15 protein-coding genes are annotated in these 18,852 nt (G+C 53.3%); 9 read left to right on the forward strand and 6 right to left on the reverse strand.

Annotated elements, in window-relative coordinates:
* From ACI2J2_RS23975 to rpoC, 9 genes are all read left to right on the forward strand, one after another.
* The coding region (locus ACI2J2_RS23975; RefSeq protein ID WP_404761016.1) for an EF-Tu/IF-2/RF-3 family GTPase at positions 1–600 on the forward strand (600 nt) is incomplete at its 5' end.
* Between the two features lie 258 nt (positions 601–858).
* Positions 859–1,242, forward strand: coding sequence for a preprotein translocase subunit SecE (gene secE / locus ACI2J2_RS23980; protein ID WP_020828746.1), 384 nt, complete (start codon positions 859–861; stop codon positions 1,240–1,242).
* 1 nt (position 1,243) lies between these two features.
* The gene (gene nusG, locus ACI2J2_RS23985) at positions 1,244–1,789 is read left to right on the forward strand and encodes a transcription termination/antitermination protein NusG (protein ID WP_004953928.1); all 546 of its coding nucleotides are present in this window, start codon (positions 1,244–1,246) and stop codon (positions 1,787–1,789) included.
* Positions 1,790–1,947: 158 nt separating this feature from the next.
* On the forward strand, positions 1,948–2,376 hold the full coding sequence (gene rplK / locus ACI2J2_RS23990) for a 50S ribosomal protein L11 (protein ID WP_015376316.1): 429 nt from the start codon (positions 1,948–1,950) through the stop codon (positions 2,374–2,376).
* Positions 2,377–2,379: 3 nt separating this feature from the next.
* Complete coding sequence (rplA, locus tag ACI2J2_RS23995; protein WP_012004742.1) at positions 2,380–3,084, forward strand: 50S ribosomal protein L1; 705 nt, start codon at positions 2,380–2,382, stop codon at positions 3,082–3,084.
* Positions 3,085–3,413: 329 nt separating this feature from the next.
* Complete coding sequence (gene rplJ / locus ACI2J2_RS24000) at positions 3,414–3,911, forward strand: 50S ribosomal protein L10 (RefSeq protein WP_037425754.1); 498 nt, start codon at positions 3,414–3,416, stop codon at positions 3,909–3,911.
* Between the two features lie 62 nt (positions 3,912–3,973).
* Positions 3,974–4,339: a 50S ribosomal protein L7/L12 gene (gene rplL, locus ACI2J2_RS24005; protein ID WP_209640422.1), complete on the forward strand. Its 366-nt coding sequence runs from the start codon at positions 3,974–3,976 to the stop codon at positions 4,337–4,339.
* 334 nt (positions 4,340–4,673) lie between these two features.
* Complete coding sequence (gene rpoB, locus ACI2J2_RS24010) at positions 4,674–8,702, forward strand: DNA-directed RNA polymerase subunit beta (protein ID WP_037425757.1); 4,029 nt, start codon at positions 4,674–4,676, stop codon at positions 8,700–8,702.
* Between the two features lie 117 nt (positions 8,703–8,819).
* Positions 8,820–13,040, forward strand: a complete 4,221-nt coding sequence (gene rpoC, locus ACI2J2_RS24015; RefSeq protein WP_209640429.1) for a DNA-directed RNA polymerase subunit beta' — start codon at positions 8,820–8,822, stop codon at positions 13,038–13,040.
* Positions 13,041–13,379: 339 nt separating this feature from the next.
* Here rpoC and thiH read toward each other — a convergent pair whose 3' ends face one another.
* From thiH to thiC, 6 genes are read right to left on the reverse strand one after another with little or no spacing between them, the layout of a single operon-like run.
* Positions 13,380–14,513, reverse strand: coding sequence for a 2-iminoacetate synthase ThiH (thiH, locus tag ACI2J2_RS24020; protein ID WP_404761021.1), 1,134 nt, complete (start codon positions 14,511–14,513; stop codon positions 13,380–13,382).
* The gene (locus ACI2J2_RS24025) at positions 14,513–15,292 is read right to left on the reverse strand and encodes a thiazole synthase (RefSeq protein WP_209640431.1); all 780 of its coding nucleotides are present in this window, start codon (positions 15,290–15,292) and stop codon (positions 14,513–14,515) included. The genes thiH and ACI2J2_RS24025 overlap by 1 nt, the downstream gene beginning before the upstream one ends.
* A gap of 1 nt (position 15,293) precedes the next feature.
* Positions 15,294–15,494 (reverse strand): sulfur carrier protein ThiS, encoded by a 201-nt coding sequence (thiS, locus tag ACI2J2_RS24030; protein ID WP_209640434.1) that lies wholly within the window; start codon positions 15,492–15,494, stop codon positions 15,294–15,296.
* Complete coding sequence (locus ACI2J2_RS24035) at positions 15,491–16,240, reverse strand: HesA/MoeB/ThiF family protein (protein ID WP_209640437.1); 750 nt, start codon at positions 16,238–16,240, stop codon at positions 15,491–15,493. The genes thiS and ACI2J2_RS24035 overlap by 4 nt, the downstream gene beginning before the upstream one ends.
* Positions 16,241–16,244: 4 nt before the next feature.
* On the reverse strand, positions 16,245–16,883 hold the full coding sequence (gene thiE, locus ACI2J2_RS24040; RefSeq protein ID WP_404761017.1) for a thiamine phosphate synthase: 639 nt from the start codon (positions 16,881–16,883) through the stop codon (positions 16,245–16,247).
* A complete protein-coding gene (gene thiC, locus ACI2J2_RS24045; protein ID WP_404761018.1) occupies positions 16,876–18,819 on the reverse strand; it encodes a phosphomethylpyrimidine synthase ThiC in 1,944 nt (647 codons plus the stop codon). The genes thiE and thiC overlap by 8 nt, the downstream gene beginning before the upstream one ends.
* Positions 18,820–18,852 lie beyond the last annotated feature (33 nt).

The following is an 18,852-nucleotide window of genomic DNA, read 5'->3' on the forward strand; positions in this document are numbered from 1 at the left end:
CTGGATTCTTACATCCCAGAACCAGAGCGTGCTATCGACAAGCCGTTCCTGCTGCCAATCGAAGACGTATTCTCCATCTCCGGTCGTGGTACCGTTGTTACCGGTCGTGTTGAGCGCGGTATCGTTAAAGTTGGCGAAGAAGTTGAAATCGTTGGTATCAAAGACACCGTTAAGTCTACCTGTACTGGCGTTGAAATGTTCCGCAAACTGCTGGACGAAGGCCGTGCTGGTGAGAACGTAGGTGTTCTGCTGCGTGGTATCAAGCGTGAAGATATCGAACGTGGTCAGGTACTGGCTAAACCAGGTTCAATCAAGCCACACACCAAATTCGACTCAGAAGTGTACATCCTGAGCAAAGAAGAAGGTGGTCGTCACACGCCATTCTTCAAAGGCTACCGTCCACAGTTCTACTTCCGTACAACTGACGTGACCGGTACCATCGAACTGCCAGAAGGCGTTGAGATGGTAATGCCAGGCGACAACGTGAACATGGTTGTAACCCTGATTCACCCAATCGCGATGGACGACGGTCTGCGTTTCGCAATCCGTGAAGGCGGCCGTACTGTCGGCGCTGGTGTTGTTGCTAAAGTTATCGCTTAATCGCTGATAACGTTTGACGCGACACGCGGTAAAAGGGCATCATTTGATGCCCTTTTTCTACGCTGTGAACTAGAACCTATCTCATCAGCGATTTTGCAGTCATAATCATTGGTGAGATGGGCTCTTAAAGCCGTATTGACTGAGATACGTCATAGCGTAAAACACCGAAATGCTGCCGAGCGGCATTTGATCGGTTTGGTTTGTCTTGCTGTGCGAGGCAAAGTTGTCTGTTCTGAATTCATTGTGACAGGTTGGTTTATGAGTGCGAATACCGAGGCTCAAGGGAGCGGGCGCGGCCTGGAAACGGCTAAGTGGCTGATCGTCGCCGTTCTGTTGGTTGTAGCGATTGTCGGTAACTATTACTACCGTGATTTCAGCCTGCCATTACGTGCGCTGGCTGTTGTAGTGGTTATCGCTGTTGCTGGCGCTGTAGCGCTGATGACCACCAAAGGCAAGGCCACCGTCGCGTTTGCGCGCGAAGCGCGTACAGAAGTGCGCAAGGTGATCTGGCCAACTCGTCAGGAAACGCTACATACCACGTTGATCGTTGCCGCGGTAACTGCCGTGATGTCACTGATTCTGTGGGGCCTGGATGGTATTCTGGTCCGTCTGGTATCGTTTATTACTGGCCTGAGGTTCTAAAATGTCTGAAGCTCCAAAAAAACGTTGGTACGTCGTTCAGGCGTTTTCCGGTTTTGAAGGTCGCGTAGCGCAATCGCTGCGTGAACACATCAAACTGCACGATATGGAAGAGCTGTTCGGCGAAGTCATGGTGCCTACGGAAGAAGTCGTTGAAATCCGTGGTGGCCAGCGTCGTAAAAGTGAACGTAAGTTCTTCCCGGGCTATGTACTGGTCCAGATGGTGATGAATGACGCCAGCTGGCACTTGGTGCGTAGCGTTCCACGCGTTATGGGTTTCATCGGCGGTACCTCTGACCGTCCGGCACCGATCAGCGATAAAGAAGTTGATGCGATTATGAACCGCCTGCAGCAGGTTGGTGATAAGCCGCGTCCTAAAACGCTGTTCGAGCCGGGTGAATTGGTCCGTGTTAACGATGGTCCGTTCGCTGACTTCAACGGGGTTGTTGAAGAAGTGGATTACGAGAAGAGCCGTTTGAAAGTTTCTGTTTCCATCTTTGGGCGTGCAACGCCGGTGGAACTGGACTTTGCTCAGGTTGAAAAAGGCTGATCAATTAATCAGCAATAAGTGGTTTTTTGCCGCTTGCCATAGGCGCGAAATTGAACTATAATTTCGCGCCTTTTGTTTTTATAGACCTTGCTCATTGAGCGAGGTTAAACACGGGGAGCCTCTATTGAGGCGATATTACCCAAACCGAGGAATTGTAAATGGCCAAGAAAGTACAAGCCTACGTTAAGCTGCAAGTTGCAGCCGGTATGGCTAACCCAAGTCCGCCAGTTGGTCCAGCTCTGGGTCAGCAAGGCGTTAACATCATGGAATTCTGTAAGGCGTTCAATGCTAAGACTGACAGCGTTGAGAAAGGTCTGCCGATTCCGGTTGTTATTACTGTTTATTCTGATCGCTCCTTCACTTTCGTTACCAAAACCCCGCCAGCAGCAGTTCTGCTGAAAAAAGCGGCTGGTATCAAGTCTGGTTCAGGCAAGCCGAACAAAGACAAAGTAGGTAAAGTGACTCGTGCTCAGGTACGTGAAATCGCAGAAACCAAAGCTGCGGACATGACTGGTTCTGACGTTGAAGCGATGACTCGCTCCATCGAAGGTACTGCTCGTTCCATGGGCCTGGTAGTGGAGGATTAAGAAATGGCTAAGCTGACCAAGCGCATGCGCGTGATCCGTGACAAAGTTGATGCTACTAAACAGTATGACATCACCGAAGCTGTTGCTCTGCTGAAAGAGCTGGCCACCGCTAAATTCGTAGAAAGCGTTGACGTTGCTGTTAACCTCGGCATCGACGCTCGTAAATCTGACCAAAACGTTCGTGGCGCTACCGTTCTGCCAAACGGCACCGGTCGGTCCGTTCGCGTTGCCGTATTTGCCCAAGGCCCTAACGCTGAAGCAGCTAAAGCTGCTGGCGCAGAGCTGGTAGGTATGGAAGATCTGGCAGACCAGATCAAAAAAGGCGAAATGAACTTCGACGTTGTTATTGCTTCTCCAGATGCAATGCGCGTTGTTGGTCAACTGGGCCAGATCCTGGGTCCACGTGGCCTGATGCCAAACCCGAAAGTGGGTACCGTTACTCCGAACGTTGCTGAAGCTGTGAAAAATGCTAAAGCAGGTCAGGTTCGTTACCGTAACGACAAAAACGGCATCATCCATACCACTATCGGTAAGGTTGATTTCGAGTCAGACAAGCTGAAAGAAAACCTGGAAGCCCTGCTGGTTGCGCTGAAAAAAGCAAAACCATCTCAGGCGAAAGGCGTGTACATCAAGAAAGTTAGCCTCTCCACCACCATGGGTGCTGGCGTTGCTATCGATCAAAGCGGCCTGACTGCTGTAGCGAACTAATCGCCCTGCGATTATCGCTTTGACTTGGGGGTAAGATTTGTCTAGAATCTTATGCCCCAAGGTTTTGCTATTGGCTTGCCCATAGTGAAACAAAAGATTTTTCGGTTGGAGCCTGGCCTATCCAGGCCTCCGTCCAAGACCGCAGGTGTATCGAAAGGTACTTAATCTTTCCTGCGTAGACGGTGACAGAGCCTAAAGAAAATTTTAAATTGTCTTTGCTGGATTCTGCTCACCGTGTTTGAACGCTCTCACTGCGTGATTTATCACAAGGTGTTGAGTGATGTGAGTGCCGGGGATTTCCCCCGGCTAAATCCAGGAGCAAAAAGCTAATGGCATTAAATCTTCAAGACAAACAAGCGATTGTTGCTGAAGTCACCGAAGTAGCCAAAGGCGCGCTGTCTGCGGTTGTTGCGGATTCTCGTGGCGTTACCGTTGATAAAATGACTGAACTGCGTAAAGCAGGTCGTGAAGCTGGCGTTTACATGCGTGTTGTTCGTAACACCCTGATGCGTCGCGTAGTTGAAGGCACTCCATTCGAATGCCTGAAAGACACGTTCGTCGGTCCTACCTTGATTGCATTTTCTCATGAACACCCGGGCGCTGCTGCTCGTCTGTTCAAAGATTTCGCGAAAGCGAATGCAAAGTTCGAGATTAAAGCTGCGGCCTTTGAAGGTGAGCTGATCCCTGCGGCACAAATTGACCGCTTGGCAACTCTGCCTACTTACGATGAAGCAATCGCACGCCTGATGGCAACCATGAAAGAAGCCGCTGCTGGCAAATTGGTTCGCACTCTGGCTGCACTGCGCGATCAGAAAGAAGCGGCATAAGCCCTTTTTCTTATCCGTTGCTTACGTATTTAAACTATTTCTGAATTTTAGGAACAATTGTTATGTCTATCACTAAAGACCAAATTATCGAAGGCGTTGCAGCTCTGTCTGTAATGGAAATCGTTGAACTGATCGCCGCTATGGAAGAGAAGTTCGGTGTTTCTGCTGCTGCTGTAGCTGCAGGTCCTGCTGCTGCTGCTGAAGCTGTTGAAGAAAAAACTGAATTCGACGTTGTACTGAAAGGTATCGGCGCGAACAAAGTTGCAGTAATCAAAGCAGTACGTGGCGCAACTGGCCTGGGTCTGAAAGAAGCTAAAGACCTGGTTGAGTCTGCACCAGCATCACTGAAAGAAGGCATCAGCAAAGACGACGCTGAAGCACTGAAAAAAGCTCTGGAAGAAGCTGGCGCTGAAGTTGAAGTTAAATAAGCCACTGCTTTCTGAGTGCAGTCTGTTTTAACTAACAGACTGATGGCTGGTGACTTTTTGGTCACCAGCCTTTTTGCGCTGTAGGGCGTCAGTAGAGTTTCACACTGTTTGGCTACTGGCTAACCCCAATATTTCTTTCTATCGACGACTTAATATATTGCTCTCCCTGCCGCAGCAAAATCTGCCGTACAGCGCAACGAAATGATTTAAGCGTGATAGAAACGAGTATTGCGGAAAGTGTTCCCGCTTTCCGGTCGACAAAATGGTGTTGCGTGAACCGTCCTATATCCGGACGGACAGATAGGTTCGACTTTCCAGCGAGCTGAGGAACCCTATGGTTTACTCCTATACCGAGAAAAAACGTATTCGTAAGGATTTTGGTAAGCGTCCACAAGTTTTGGACATACCATATCTCCTTTCTATCCAGCTTGACTCGTTCCAGAAGTTTATCGAGCAAGATCCAGAAGGGCAATACGGCTTAGAAGCTGCATTCCGTTCTGTTTTCCCTATCCAGAGCTACAGTGGCAATTCGGAGCTGCAATACGTTAGCTACCGTCTTGGTGAGCCGGTCTTCGACGTCAAAGAGTGCCAGATCCGTGGTGTGACGTTCTCTGCACCGCTGCGCGTCAAACTGCGCCTGGTCATCTATGAGCGTGAAGCTCCGGAAGGTACGGTCAAAGACATCAAGGAACAAGAAGTCTATATGGGCGAAATTCCGCTCATGACCGAAAACGGCACCTTTGTGATCAACGGTACTGAGAGGGTTATCGTATCTCAGCTTCACCGTAGTCCTGGCGTATTCTTTGACAGCGATAAGGGTAAAACCCACTCTTCGGGTAAAGTGCTGTATAACGCACGTATCATCCCTTACCGCGGTTCATGGTTGGATTTCGAGTTTGACCCGAAAGACAACCTGTTTGTACGTATTGACCGTCGCCGTAAATTGCCTGCGACCATCATTCTGCGTGCACTGAACTACACCACTGAACAGATCCTTGACCTGTTCTTTGCGAAAGTCGTATTCGAGATCCGTGATAACAAGCTGCAGATGGAGCTGGTTCCAGAACGTCTGCGTGGTGAAACTGCTTCGTTTGATATCGAAGCCAACGGCAAGATCTACATTGAGAAAGGCCGTCGTATCACCGCTCGTCATATCCGTCAGCTCGAAAAAGACGAAATTCAGAGTATTGAAGTACCGGTTGAGTACATCGCGGGCAAAGTGGTCGCGAAGGACTATATCGATACCAATACTGGTGAGCTGATCTGTGCAGCCAACATGGAGCTGTCTCTGGATCTGCTGGCCAAACTGAGCCAGTCAGGCCACAAGCGTATTGAAACGCTGTTCACCAACGATCTGGACCACGGTGCGTACATCTCTGAGACCGTACGTGTCGATCCAACAAGTGATCGTCTGAGCGCGCTGGTAGAAATCTACCGCATGATGCGCCCTGGTGAGCCGCCAACGCGCGAAGCTGCTGAAAGCCTGTTCGAGAACCTGTTCTTCTCTGAAGACCGCTATGATCTGTCTGCGGTTGGTCGTATGAAGTTCAACCGTTCTCTGCTGCGTGACGAGATCGAAGGTTCGGGCATCCTGAGCAAAGACGACATCATTGAAGTGATGAAGAAGCTCATCGATATCCGTAACGGTAAAGGCGAAGTGGACGATATCGACCACTTGGGCAACCGTCGTATCCGTTCCGTCGGCGAAATGGCTGAGAACCAGTTCCGTGTAGGTCTGGTACGTGTTGAGCGTGCGGTTAAAGAACGTCTGTCCCTGGGCGATCTGGATACCCTGATGCCACAGGACATGATCAACGCCAAGCCAATTTCGGCGGCGGTGAAAGAGTTCTTCGGCTCCAGCCAGCTGTCTCAGTTTATGGACCAGAACAACCCGTTGTCTGAGATTACGCACAAACGTCGTATCTCTGCATTGGGCCCAGGCGGTCTGACCCGTGAACGTGCCGGCTTTGAAGTTCGAGACGTACACCCGACTCACTACGGTCGCGTGTGTCCAATCGAAACGCCGGAAGGTCCAAACATCGGTCTGATCAACTCCTTGTCCGTGTACGCACAGACGAACGAGTATGGCTTCCTGGAAACCCCGTACCGCCGTGTGCGTGACGGTTTGGTTACCGATGAAATCAACTATCTGTCTGCTATTGAAGAAGGCAACTTCGTTATCGCTCAGGCGAACTCCAACCTGGATGATGACGGCCGCTTTGTAGAAGACTTGGTCACCTGTCGTAGCAAAGGCGAATCAAGCCTGTTCAGCCGCGACCAGGTTGACTATATGGACGTATCAACCCAGCAGGTTGTTTCCGTTGGTGCTTCACTGATTCCATTCCTGGAACACGATGACGCCAACCGTGCATTGATGGGTGCGAACATGCAACGTCAGGCGGTTCCAACCTTGCGCGCTGATAAGCCGCTGGTAGGTACCGGTATGGAACGTGCTGTAGCTGTTGACTCCGGTGTTACCGCCGTAGCTCGACGTGGCGGTGTGATCCAGTACGTGGATGCTTCCCGTATCGTTATCAAAGTTAACGAAGACGAGATGCACGCGGGCGAAGCAGGTATCGATATTTATAACCTGACCAAGTACACCCGTTCTAACCAGAACACCTGCATCAACCAGATGCCGTGTGTGAACCTGGGTGAGCCAATCGAGCGCGGCGACGTGCTGGCAGATGGCCCGTCCACCGATCTGGGTGAACTGGCACTGGGCCAGAACATGCGCGTGGCGTTCATGCCGTGGAACGGCTACAACTTCGAAGACTCCATCTTGGTGTCCGAGCGTGTGGTTCAGGAAGATCGCTTCACTACCATCCACATTCAGGAACTGGCGTGTGTGTCTCGCGACACCAAGTTGGGGCCTGAAGAGATCACTGCTGACATCCCTAACGTAGGTGAAGCTGCGCTCTCCAAACTGGATGAATCCGGTATCGTGTATATCGGTGCTGAAGTGACCGGTGGTGACATTCTGGTTGGTAAGGTAACGCCAAAAGGTGAAACCCAGCTGACGCCAGAAGAGAAGCTGCTGCGTGCGATCTTCGGTGAGAAGGCATCTGACGTTAAAGATTCCTCTCTGCGTGTACCAAACGGCGTTTCCGGTACGATTATCGACGTGCAGGTCTTCACCCGCGATGGCGTGGAAAAAGACAAGCGTGCGTTGGAAATCGAAGAGATGCAGCTGAAGCAGGCGAAAAAAGACCTGACTGAAGAACTGCAAATCCTGGAAGCTGGTCTGTTTACGCGTATCCATGCAGTGCTGGTTGCCGGTGGCGTTGAAGCTGAAAAGCTGAGCAAGCTGCCACGCGATCGCTGGCTGGAACTGGGCCTGACCGACGAAGAGAAGCAAAACCAGCTGGAACAGTTGGCAGAGCAGTACGACGAGCTGAAATCCGACTTCGAGAAGAAGCTGGACGCCAAGCGTCGTAAGATCACCCAGGGCGATGATCTGGCACCAGGCGTGCTGAAAATCGTTAAGGTTTATCTGGCCGTTAAACGTCAGATCCAACCGGGTGACAAGATGGCAGGCCGCCACGGTAACAAGGGTGTTATCTCCAAGATCAACCCGATCGAGGATATGCCTTACGATGAAAACGGCACGCCGGTTGACATCGTACTGAACCCGCTGGGCGTACCATCACGTATGAACATCGGTCAGATCCTGGAAACCCACCTGGGTATGGCTGCTAAAGGTATTGGTGAGAAGATCAACCAAATGCTGAAGCAGCATCAGGAAGTGGCTAAGCTGCGTGAGTTCATTCAAAAGGCTTACGATCTGGGTGACGATGTCTGCCAGAAAGTTGACCTGAACACCTTCACCGACGACGAAGTACTGCGTCTGGCAGAGAACCTGAAAAAAGGTATGCCAATTGCAACGCCGGTGTTTGATGGTGCGAAAGAGACTGAAATCAAGCAACTGCTGGAAATGGGCGGGATCCCAACCTCGGGTCAGATTACGCTGTTCGATGGCCGTACCGGTGAGCAATTCGAGCGCCAGGTTACTGTTGGCTATATGTACATGCTGAAACTGAACCACTTGGTTGACGATAAAATGCACGCCCGTTCAACCGGTTCTTACAGCTTGGTTACTCAGCAACCGCTGGGTGGTAAGGCGCAGTTCGGTGGTCAACGCTTCGGTGAGATGGAAGTGTGGGCACTGGAAGCATACGGCGCAGCTTATACCCTGCAGGAAATGCTTACCGTTAAGTCGGATGACGTTAACGGCCGTACCAAGATGTACAAAAACATCGTGGATGGCGATCACCGCATGGAACCTGGCATGCCGGAGTCCTTCAACGTACTGTTGAAAGAAATCCGCTCGCTCGGTATCAACATCGAACTGGAAGACGAGTAATCGTGTTCCGGCTCAGGCTCCCGGCCTTAGGGAGCCTGAGGGTGGTTGTTCAGGTCACACGGGTACCTACTGCAGTTGTGGGTACCCAACAGGTTTAACTCCGACAGGAGCCAATCCGTGAAAGACTTATTGAAGTTTCTGAAAGCGCAAACTAAGACCGAAGAGTTTGATGCGATCAAGATTGCTCTGGCATCGCCAGACATGATCCGTTCGTGGTCGTTCGGTGAAGTTAAGAAGCCGGAAACCATTAACTACCGTACGTTCAAACCAGAACGTGACGGCCTTTTCTGTGCCCGTATCTTTGGGCCGGTAAAAGACTACGAGTGCCTGTGCGGTAAGTACAAGCGCTTAAAACACCGCGGCGTGATTTGTGAGAAGTGCGGCGTTGAAGTGACCCAGACTAAAGTGCGTCGTGAGCGCATGGGCCACATCGAACTGGCTTCACCGACTGCGCACATCTGGTTCCTGAAATCGCTGCCATCTCGCATCGGTTTGCTGCTGGATATGCCGCTGCGTGACATCGAACGTGTACTGTACTTCGAATCCTATGTGGTTGTTGAAGGCGGTATGACCAACCTCGAGCGTCGTCAGATCCTGACTGAAGAGCAGTATCTGGACGCGTTGGAAGAGTTTGGTGACGAATTCGACGCCAAGATGGGTGCGGAAGCTATTCAGGCCCTGTTGAAAAACATGGATCTGGAAGCTGAGTGCGAGCAGCTGCGTGAAGAGCTGAACGAAACCAACTCCGAAACCAAGCGTAAGAAGCTGACCAAGCGTATCAAGCTGCTGGAAGCGTTCGTACAGTCTGGCAACAAGCCAGAGTGGATGATCCTGACCGTGCTGCCGGTACTGCCGCCGGATCTGCGTCCGCTGGTTCCGTTGGATGGTGGCCGTTTCGCGACTTCAGATCTGAACGATCTGTATCGCCGCGTGATCAACCGTAACAACCGTCTGAAACGCCTGCTGGATCTGGCTGCGCCTGACATCATCGTACGCAACGAAAAGCGTATGCTGCAAGAAGCGGTAGATGCCCTGCTGGATAACGGCCGTCGCGGTCGTGCTATCACCGGTTCTAACAAGCGTCCTCTGAAATCTTTGGCCGATATGATCAAAGGTAAGCAGGGTCGTTTCCGTCAGAACCTGTTGGGTAAACGTGTTGACTACTCTGGTCGTTCTGTTATCACCGTAGGTCCATACCTGCGTCTGCATCAGTGCGGTCTGCCTAAGAAAATGGCACTTGAGCTGTTCAAACCGTTCATCTACGGCAAGTTGGAGCTGCGTGGCCTGGCCACCACCATCAAAGCCGCCAAGAAAATGGTTGAGCGCGAAGAAGCTGTCGTTTGGGACATCCTGGACGAAGTTATCCGCGAACACCCGGTACTGCTGAACCGTGCACCAACTCTGCACCGTTTGGGTATCCAGGCGTTTGAACCGGTTCTGATCGAAGGCAAGGCAATCCAGCTGCACCCGCTGGTTTGTGCGGCATATAACGCCGACTTCGATGGTGACCAAATGGCTGTTCACGTACCCTTGACGCTGGAAGCTCAGCTGGAAGCGCGTGCGTTGATGATGTCTACCAACAACATCCTGTCACCTGCGAACGGCGAGCCAATCATCGTTCCTTCTCAGGACGTTGTATTGGGTCTGTACTACATGACCCGTGACTGTGTTAACGCCAAAGGCGAAGGCATGGTGTTGAGCGGCCCGAAAGAAGCTGAGCGTATTTATCGCGCCGGTCTGGCTTCTCTGCATGCGCGTGTCAAAGTGCGTATCACCGAAGAGATCAAAAACACTGAAGGCGAGACTGTACACCAGACTTCGATCATCGACACTACCGTAGGTCGCGCCATCCTGTGGATGATCGTACCGCGCGGTCTGCCGTATTCGATCGTTAACCAGCCTTTGGGCAAGAAAGCTATCTCCAAGATGCTGAACACCTGTTACCGCATCCTGGGCCTGAAGCCGACCGTTATCTTTGCTGACCAGATCATGTACACCGGTTTTGCTTACGCAGCCCGTTCAGGTGCTTCCGTAGGTATCGATGACATGGTTATCCCGGCTAAGAAAGCGGAGATCATCGAAGAAGCAGAAACCGAAGTTGCTGAAATCCAGGAGCAGTTCCAGTCTGGTTTGGTAACTGCCGGCGAACGCTACAACAAAGTGATCGATATCTGGGCTGCGGCAAACGAACGTGTTGCTAAAGCGATGATGGAAAACCTGTCGGTAGAAGACGTGGTTAACCGTGACGGCGAAGTGGAACAACAAGTTTCCTTCAACAGCATCTTTATGATGGCCGACTCCGGTGCGCGTGGTTCTGCAGCACAGATTCGTCAGCTGGCCGGTATGCGTGGCCTGATGGCTAAGCCAGATGGTTCCATCATTGAAACGCCAATCACTGCGAACTTCCGTGAAGGTCTGAACGTACTCCAGTACTTCATCTCCACGCACGGTGCTCGTAAAGGTCTGGCGGATACCGCATTGAAAACGGCTAACTCCGGTTATCTGACCCGTCGTCTGGTTGACGTGGCGCAGGATCTGGTTGTAACCGAAGACGACTGTGGGACTCACAACGGCATCATGATGACTCCGGTTATCGAAGGTGGTGACGTTAAAGAGCCACTGCGCGAACGCGTTCTGGGTCGTGTGACTGCAGAAGATGTCATCAAGCCGGGTACGGCTGACATCCTCGTACCACGCAACACCCTGCTGAACGAGAAGACGTGTGACCTGTTGGAAGAGAACTCTGTCGACAGCGTTAAAGTCCGTTCCGTAGTTAGCTGTGAAACCGACTTTGGTGTGTGTGCAAACTGCTATGGTCGCGACCTGGCACGTGGTCACATCATCAACAAAGGCGAAGCTATCGGCGTTATCGCGGCACAGTCAATCGGTGAGCCGGGTACACAGCTGACGATGCGTACGTTCCACATCGGTGGTGCGGCATCTCGTGCGGCTGCTGAATCCAGCATCCAGGTGAAAAACAAGGGTACGCTGAAGCTGAGCAATGTGAAGTTCGTTATGAACGCCGCAGGCAAGCTGGTGATTACCTCTCGTAACACCGAACTGAAGCTGATCGACGAATTCGGCCGTACTAAAGAAAGCTACAAAGTGCCTTACGGTTCTGTCATGGGCAAAGGTGACGGTGCAGAAGTTAACGGCGGCGAAACCGTTGCTAACTGGGATCCGCACACCATGCCAGTTATCACCGAAGTGAGTGGTTTCATCCGCTTCGCTGATATGGTTGACGGCCAGACCATTACACGCCAGACCGACGAACTGACCGGTTTGTCTTCTCTGGTTGTATTGGACAGCGCAGAGCGTACCGGTAGCGGTAAAGACCTGCGTCCGGCACTGAAAATCGTTGATGCCAAAGGCGACGACGTATTGATTCCAGGTACTGATATGCCTGCTCAATACTTCCTGCCAGGTAAAGCGATTGTGCAGCTGGAAGACGGCATTCAGATCGGTGCGGGTGATACCTTGGCGCGTATTCCTCAGGAATCCGGCGGTACCAAGGATATTACCGGTGGTCTGCCACGCGTTGCGGATCTGTTCGAAGCACGTCGTCCGAAAGAACCGGCAATCTTGGCTGAAATCAGCGGGATTATCTCGTTCGGTAAAGAGACCAAAGGCAAACGTCGCCTGGTAATCTCCCCGCTGGACGGCAGCGACGCTTACGAAGAGATGATTCCAAAATGGCGTCAGCTCAACGTGTTTGAAGGCGAAGTTGTGGAGCGTGGCGACGTTGTTTCTGACGGCCCAGAGTCTCCGCACGACATTCTGCGTCTACGTGGTGTGCATGCGGTTACCCGCTACATCACCAACGAAGTGCAGGAAGTTTACCGTCTGCAAGGCGTTAAGATTAACGATAAACACATTGAAGTTATCGTTCGTCAGATGCTGCGTAAAGGTACCATCGTCAGCGCGGGTAGCACCGAGTTCCTGGAAGGCGAGCAGGCTGAAGTGTCACGCGTTAAGATTGCCAACCGTCAGCTTGCTGCTGAAGGCAAGATCGAGGCAACCTTCTCACGCGATCTGCTGGGTATCACCAAGGCTTCCTTGGCGACCGAGTCCTTCATCTCCGCAGCATCGTTCCAGGAAACGACGCGCGTTCTGACCGAAGCGGCAGTTGCCGGTAAGCGTGATGAACTGCGTGGCCTGAAAGAGAACGTTATCGTGGGCCGTCTGATTCCAGCCGGTACCGGTTACGCTTATCACCAGGACCGTATGCGCCGTAAAGCACAGGGTGAAGCACCAGTTGTTCCGCAGGTCAGCGCGGAAGAAGCAACGGCTAACCTGGCTGAACTGCTGAACGCAGGCCTGGGCGGCAACAACGATTAATCGTTGAATACCGTGGTCCCGGCTTGCCGGGCCCTTGCCAGATAAACCGCTCCTTAGGGGGCGGTTTTTTTTTTGCTTTTACAACATGCCGGTGCGTTGTTCTGAGTGAAGAATCCTGGAGTTAACATGTAGAGGGCCCCGGAGTCACGCGGGAAAGTACCCGACGTGATCCGGGGGAGGAGTAAGGCGGAGCCGTTGAGAATATGAGGGCTCCGGCTGGCGCCGGGTTTGGCAGCCAGCATCGCCACTATAGCGAGACCCATTTCCTGTACCAGACGCATTGGCGGCATCTGCGCGGCGTTTCCACCCCTTTTCAGGCGGTGCTGCAAGGGTTGCTGATTATTGCGGGCTTCGCCCCAAATATCCGTCCCAGTCTTTCCACACGGGTTGTAAACCGGCATCGCTGATGGCTTGTGCCACCTGTTGCGGTGTACGTCCATCATGAGGTTCAAACTGTTCCAATTCAGGCGCGACGTCGTCAGCATAACCACCGGGCTGGGTCTTGGATCCTGCGCTGACGCTGTTGATTGCTACCGGGATCATATGATCACGGAAGAACGGTGACTCACGCGTCGACAAGGACAGCTCTACATCAGGAGCGAATAGGCGAAAGGCGCAGATCAACTGTACCAACTGCGGTTCGCTCATGATTGATGCCGGTTCGATACCCCCGGCACAGGGGCGTAGGCGTGGAAATGAAATGGAGTAACGACTCTGCCAGTAGGTTTGTTGCAGGTAGAATAGGTGCTCAGCCAACATATAGCAGTCGGTACGCCAACTATTGGACAGCCCGATCAGAGCACCCAGGCCGATCTTGTCGATCCCGGCTCGGCCCAAGCGATCCGGCGTGGCCAACCGCCAATGAAAGTCCTGCTTCTGGCCGCGCAGATGATGCTGCAGGTAGGTCGCGGGATGGTAGGTTTCCTGGTAAACCAAGACGCCATCCAGCCCCAGAGCTTTCAACTCGGCATACTCTTCCTGTTCCAACGGCTGCACCTCCATCATCAGCGAGCTGAAATGGCGGCGGATCGCCGGAATATGTTGCCGGAAATAGTCCATGCCAACTTTGGTCTGGTGTTCGCCGGTGACCAACAGTAAATGCTCAAAACCCAGTGCTTTGATGGCCAAACATTCACGTTCTATTTCCGCAGCATCTAACGTTTTACGTTTGATGCGATTGCTCATCGAAAAACCACAGTAGGTACAGTCATTGGCGCACAGGTTGGACAAGTAAAGTGGCACATAGAAGCTGACCACGTTGCCAAAGCGTTGGCGGGTCAACTGTTGTGCGCGTTGCGCCAGCGGTTCCAGATACGCTGCGGCAGCGGGGGAGATCAGCGCCATAAAATCTTCGCGCGTCAGTCTGTCCGCATTCAGCGCATGTTCCACGTCGAGTGCGGTTTTACTGTGGATGCGTAAGGTGATGTCGTCCCAATCCAACTGCTGCCAGCGGTGACTGAAGTCATTGGTCATCACAATGCCACCCCAGTCTGACTGAGAAAAGCAGTCAATGGGCTGGAAGCTACCGCATTGCGCTGGCTGCTGCCGAGTCCGGCAAGACGTGCCAATTCACCGGCTTCCAGCGCCAGACGGAATGCCCGAGCCATTTGTACCGGATCGCGTGCTACGGCGATAGCGGTATTGACCAGCACGGCATCGGCACCCAGCTCCATGGCTTCTAACGCATGGCTTGGCGCACCGATACCGGCGTCGATCACTACCGGCACCTTTGCTTGTTCGATAATGATCTCCAGGAAATCACGGGTTCTCAGCCCCCGGTTAGAACCAATCGGCGCACCGAGTGGCATGACTGCCGCGCAACCGGCCTCTTCGAGACGTTTGCATAACACCGGATCGGCGCCGCAGTAGGGCAGAACGACAAAGCCGTCTTTCACCAGCGTTTCCGCCGCCTTCAGGGTCTCAATCGGATCCGGCAGCAGGTATTTCACATCGGGGTGAATTTCCAACTTTACCCAATGTGTGCCAAGGGCTTCACGTGCCAGTCGGGCGGCGAACACCGCCTCGGCGGCCGTTTTTGCGCCGGAGGTATTCGGCAGCAGGCGAACCCCCAGTTGCTGCAGCGGCGCCAGAATGGCGTCGTTGCCGCCGCGTAGGTCAACGCGCTTCATGGCCATGGTCACTAACTGGGAACCAGAGGCCTGTAAGGCGTCCAACATCAGCGCAGGGGTGGCGAACTTTCCGGTGCCGGTAAACAGGCGTGAAGTAAAAGTGGTATCGGCGATTTTCAACATGTCAGCCTCCCGCGATAGCTTGAAACAGCAAGATGTCATCACCGTCCTGCACCAGGTGGTTGACCCAGTCGGCACGCGGGATGATGGTTTGGTTGATAGCCAGCGCGGTGCCCGGCTGGTGGCGTTCCAACTGCTTGAGCAGTGCGTCGACGCTCAGTGGCTGCGCTAATTCTAACGGCTGGTCATTAAGCCGGATCTTCATGCTGCCCCTCCGCATGCCGCACAGGTGCTGGCCTGGCTGAGTTGCAGTGTGCTCCAGCTTTGTTGTTTTCCGTCGAAGAGCCGCAGTTTGCCGCTGATGGCGGAAGGCATTCCCGCCAACATTTTTATCGCTTCCAGGGCTTGCAGCGTACCCATGACGCCGACCACCGGACCGAGTACACCCGCGGTGCGGCAGTTGCGCTGGGGTTCGGTGTGTTCCGGATACAAGCAGGCGTAGCAGCCGTGGGCATAGGGCGGCTCAATAACCAACAACTGGCCGCTGAACCCCACGGCACTCCCGCTGATCAGCGGTTTACCGGCCTTGATGCAGGCGGCATTCACCGCATGGCGAGTTTCCATGTTATCGCTGCAATCCAAAATCAAATCAGCGCGTTCTACGGCATGCTTCAATGCTTCGCCCTGCAGACGCTGTTCCATCGCGAGGGTTTCTATCATCGGGTTTAATGCCTGTAGCTGACGTTGCGCCAGGCAGGCTTTGCTTTTTGAAACATCGGTGCTGCGATACAGAATTTGACGTTGCAGATTGGTGATGTGCAACTGATCGTCATCTGCTAACAACAAGGTACCCACACCGGCGGCGGCTAAATAGAGTGAGGCGGGGGAGCCTAAGCCTCCTAATCCGACAATCAGCACCGTCGAACGTTTTAGCTTCTCCTGGCCTTCTGGGCCGATATCCTCCAGCAGCAATTGACGGCTGTAGCGCAGGAACTCTTGATCGTTCAACATGGTATTACTCCTTGCCTTCGATCAGTTGCAGCAATTCTGAGGTGGCTGCTCGCCAGTCTGCGGCCTGGGTAATTGCGCTGACGACGGCCACGCCGCCAACGCCACAATCGAGTACGGCGGCTACGCGATCAATGCTGATCCCGCCGATCGCTACCGTCGGGTAATCATTCAACCCGGAGATATGGCGTCTCAGTTCGACTAACCCCTGGGGGGCGGAAGGCATATCTTTGGTTTGCGTCGGGAAAATATGCCCCAGCGCAATATAAGACGGCTTTACCGCAATGGCGCGGGCCAGCTCGGCATCGTCGTGGGTGGAAACGCCCAAACGCAATCCGGCACGGTGAATAGCCGCCAGATCGGTGGTATCCAGGTCTTCCTGACCGAGATGTACGCCATAGGCACCGTGTTTAATCGCCAACTGCCAGTAGTCATTGATGAACAGCCGGGCGTTATACCTTTTACCGAGGGCAATGGCTGCGGCAATATCCTCTTCGACTTGCTCTTCCGGCAGATCCTTAATGCGCAGTTGAATCGTGGTGACGCCTGCTTCTAATAGGCGGGCAATCCATTCAACGCTGTCGACAACCGGGTATAGCCCCAACTTGTGCGGTGTAGCGGGGAAAGGTGTGTTGATATCAGTCATTGCTCAGTTCCTCCTGCAGGTTACCGGCGCTGTGGTAGAGCTCGCTGCCGCGTGATCGGAACTCGGCTGACATTTTTTCCATCCCGATTACCTGCACCTCTACCGGTTTGGCGGCTTCCTGGGCTGCGGCATAGTCGCGAACTTCCTGCGAGATTTTCATCGAGCAGAATTTCGGCCCGCACATGGAACAGAAATGGGCAATTTTGCCGGATTCCTGCGGCAGCGTTTCATCGTGATAAGCACGTGCGGTGGCCGGATCGAGTGCGAGATTGAATTGATCTTCCCAGCGGAATTCGAAGCGTGCTTTTGACATGGCGTTATCGCGGATCTGTGCGCCGGGGTGGCCTTTGGCCAGATCCGCCGCGTGGGCAGCAATCTTATAGGTGATCAGGCCCTGTTTGACGTCTTCTTTGTTCGGCAGGCCGAGGTGTTCCTTCGGCGTGACATAGCAGAGCATGGCGCAGCCGAACCAGCCAATCATGGCGGCCCCGATACCGGAGGTGAAATGGTCATAACCTGGTGCGATGTCGGTGGTCAGCGGACCGAGGGTGTAGAACGGCGCTTCGTGGCAGTGCTCCAACTCTTCGGTCATGTTGCGGCGGATCATCTGCATCGGCACGTGGCCTGGGCCTTCGATCATTACCTGCACGTCATATTCCCAGGCAATTTTGGTCAGTTCACCCAAGGTGTGCAGTTCGGCGAACTGAGCCTCGTCGTTGGCATCCTGAATTGAGCCTGGGCGTAGCCCGTCACCGAGTGACAGTGAGACGTCATAGGCGGCGCAGATTTCACAGATTTCGCGGAAGTGCTGATACAGGAAGTTTTCCTGATGATGGGACAGGCACCACTTGGCCATGATCGAACCACCACGGGAGACAATACCGGTCAGGCGTTTCGCGGTCATGGGGACGTAGCGCAGCAGTACACCCGCATGGATGGTGAAGTAGTCGACGCCTTGTTCCGCTTGTTCCAGCAGCGTATCGCGGAACATTTCCCAGGTCAGGTTTTCCGCGACCCCGTTGACCTTCTCCAAAGCCTGGTAAATAGGCACTGTGCCGATCGGTACCGGACTATTACGTAAGATCCATTCGCGCGTTTCGTGGATATATCGACCGGTGGATAAATCCATCACGGTGTCCGCACCCCAGCGGGTGGACCACACCAGTTTCTCGACTTCTTCCTCGATCGAAGAAGTTACGGCTGAATTCCCGATATTGGCGTTGACCTTCACCAGGAAGTTGCGGCCGATGATCATCGGTTCGGATTCAGGGTGGTTAATATTGGCAGGGATGATGGCACGACCTGCAGCGACCTCTTGCCGGACAAATTCCGGTGTGATGTTTTCCGGCAGGTTGGCGCCCCAGCTTTGCCCCGGGTGCTGGTGGCGTAATACTTCGCCGCGGATACGTTCACGGCCCATATTTTCGCGGATGGCGATAAATTCCATTTCTGGTGTGACGGTGCCAGCACGTGCGTAGTGCAACTGGGTGACGCATTTGCCGGGTTGCGCCTTGCGTGGCTGCGGGAGATGTTCAAAACGCAGGTGATCCAGACCCTCATCCGCCAAACGCTGCTGGGTAAACCCTGAACTCACGTTGTTGAGGGTTTCGGTATCGCCACGTTCGGCGATCCATTCCGCGCGCAGCTTTGTCAGGCCGCTATGCACGTTGAGTTCTGACAGCGGATCGCCGTAAGGGCCGGCGGTGTCATACACCGGGATAGCCTCGTTCTGTTCGTACTGTGGGTTATCTTTGTCGCCACCAATCAGCGTCGGGCTAAGTTGAATTTCACGCATCGGTACCTGCAGGTCGCTACGTGAGCCCTGCAAATAAATACGGCGTGAGTTGGGAAATGCAACGCCCTGAAGAGTCTCAATAAACTGCTGGGCTTCTTCGCGTTGCTCTTTACGGGCACGAGGTTTCTTAACGTTAGACATAGCAAGTTCCTACCAGTGTGTTGGGTTGGGAAA

Source organism: Serratia sp. NPDC087055, assembly GCF_044900985.1.
Classification (GTDB): domain Bacteria; phylum Pseudomonadota; class Gammaproteobacteria; order Enterobacterales; family Enterobacteriaceae; genus Serratia.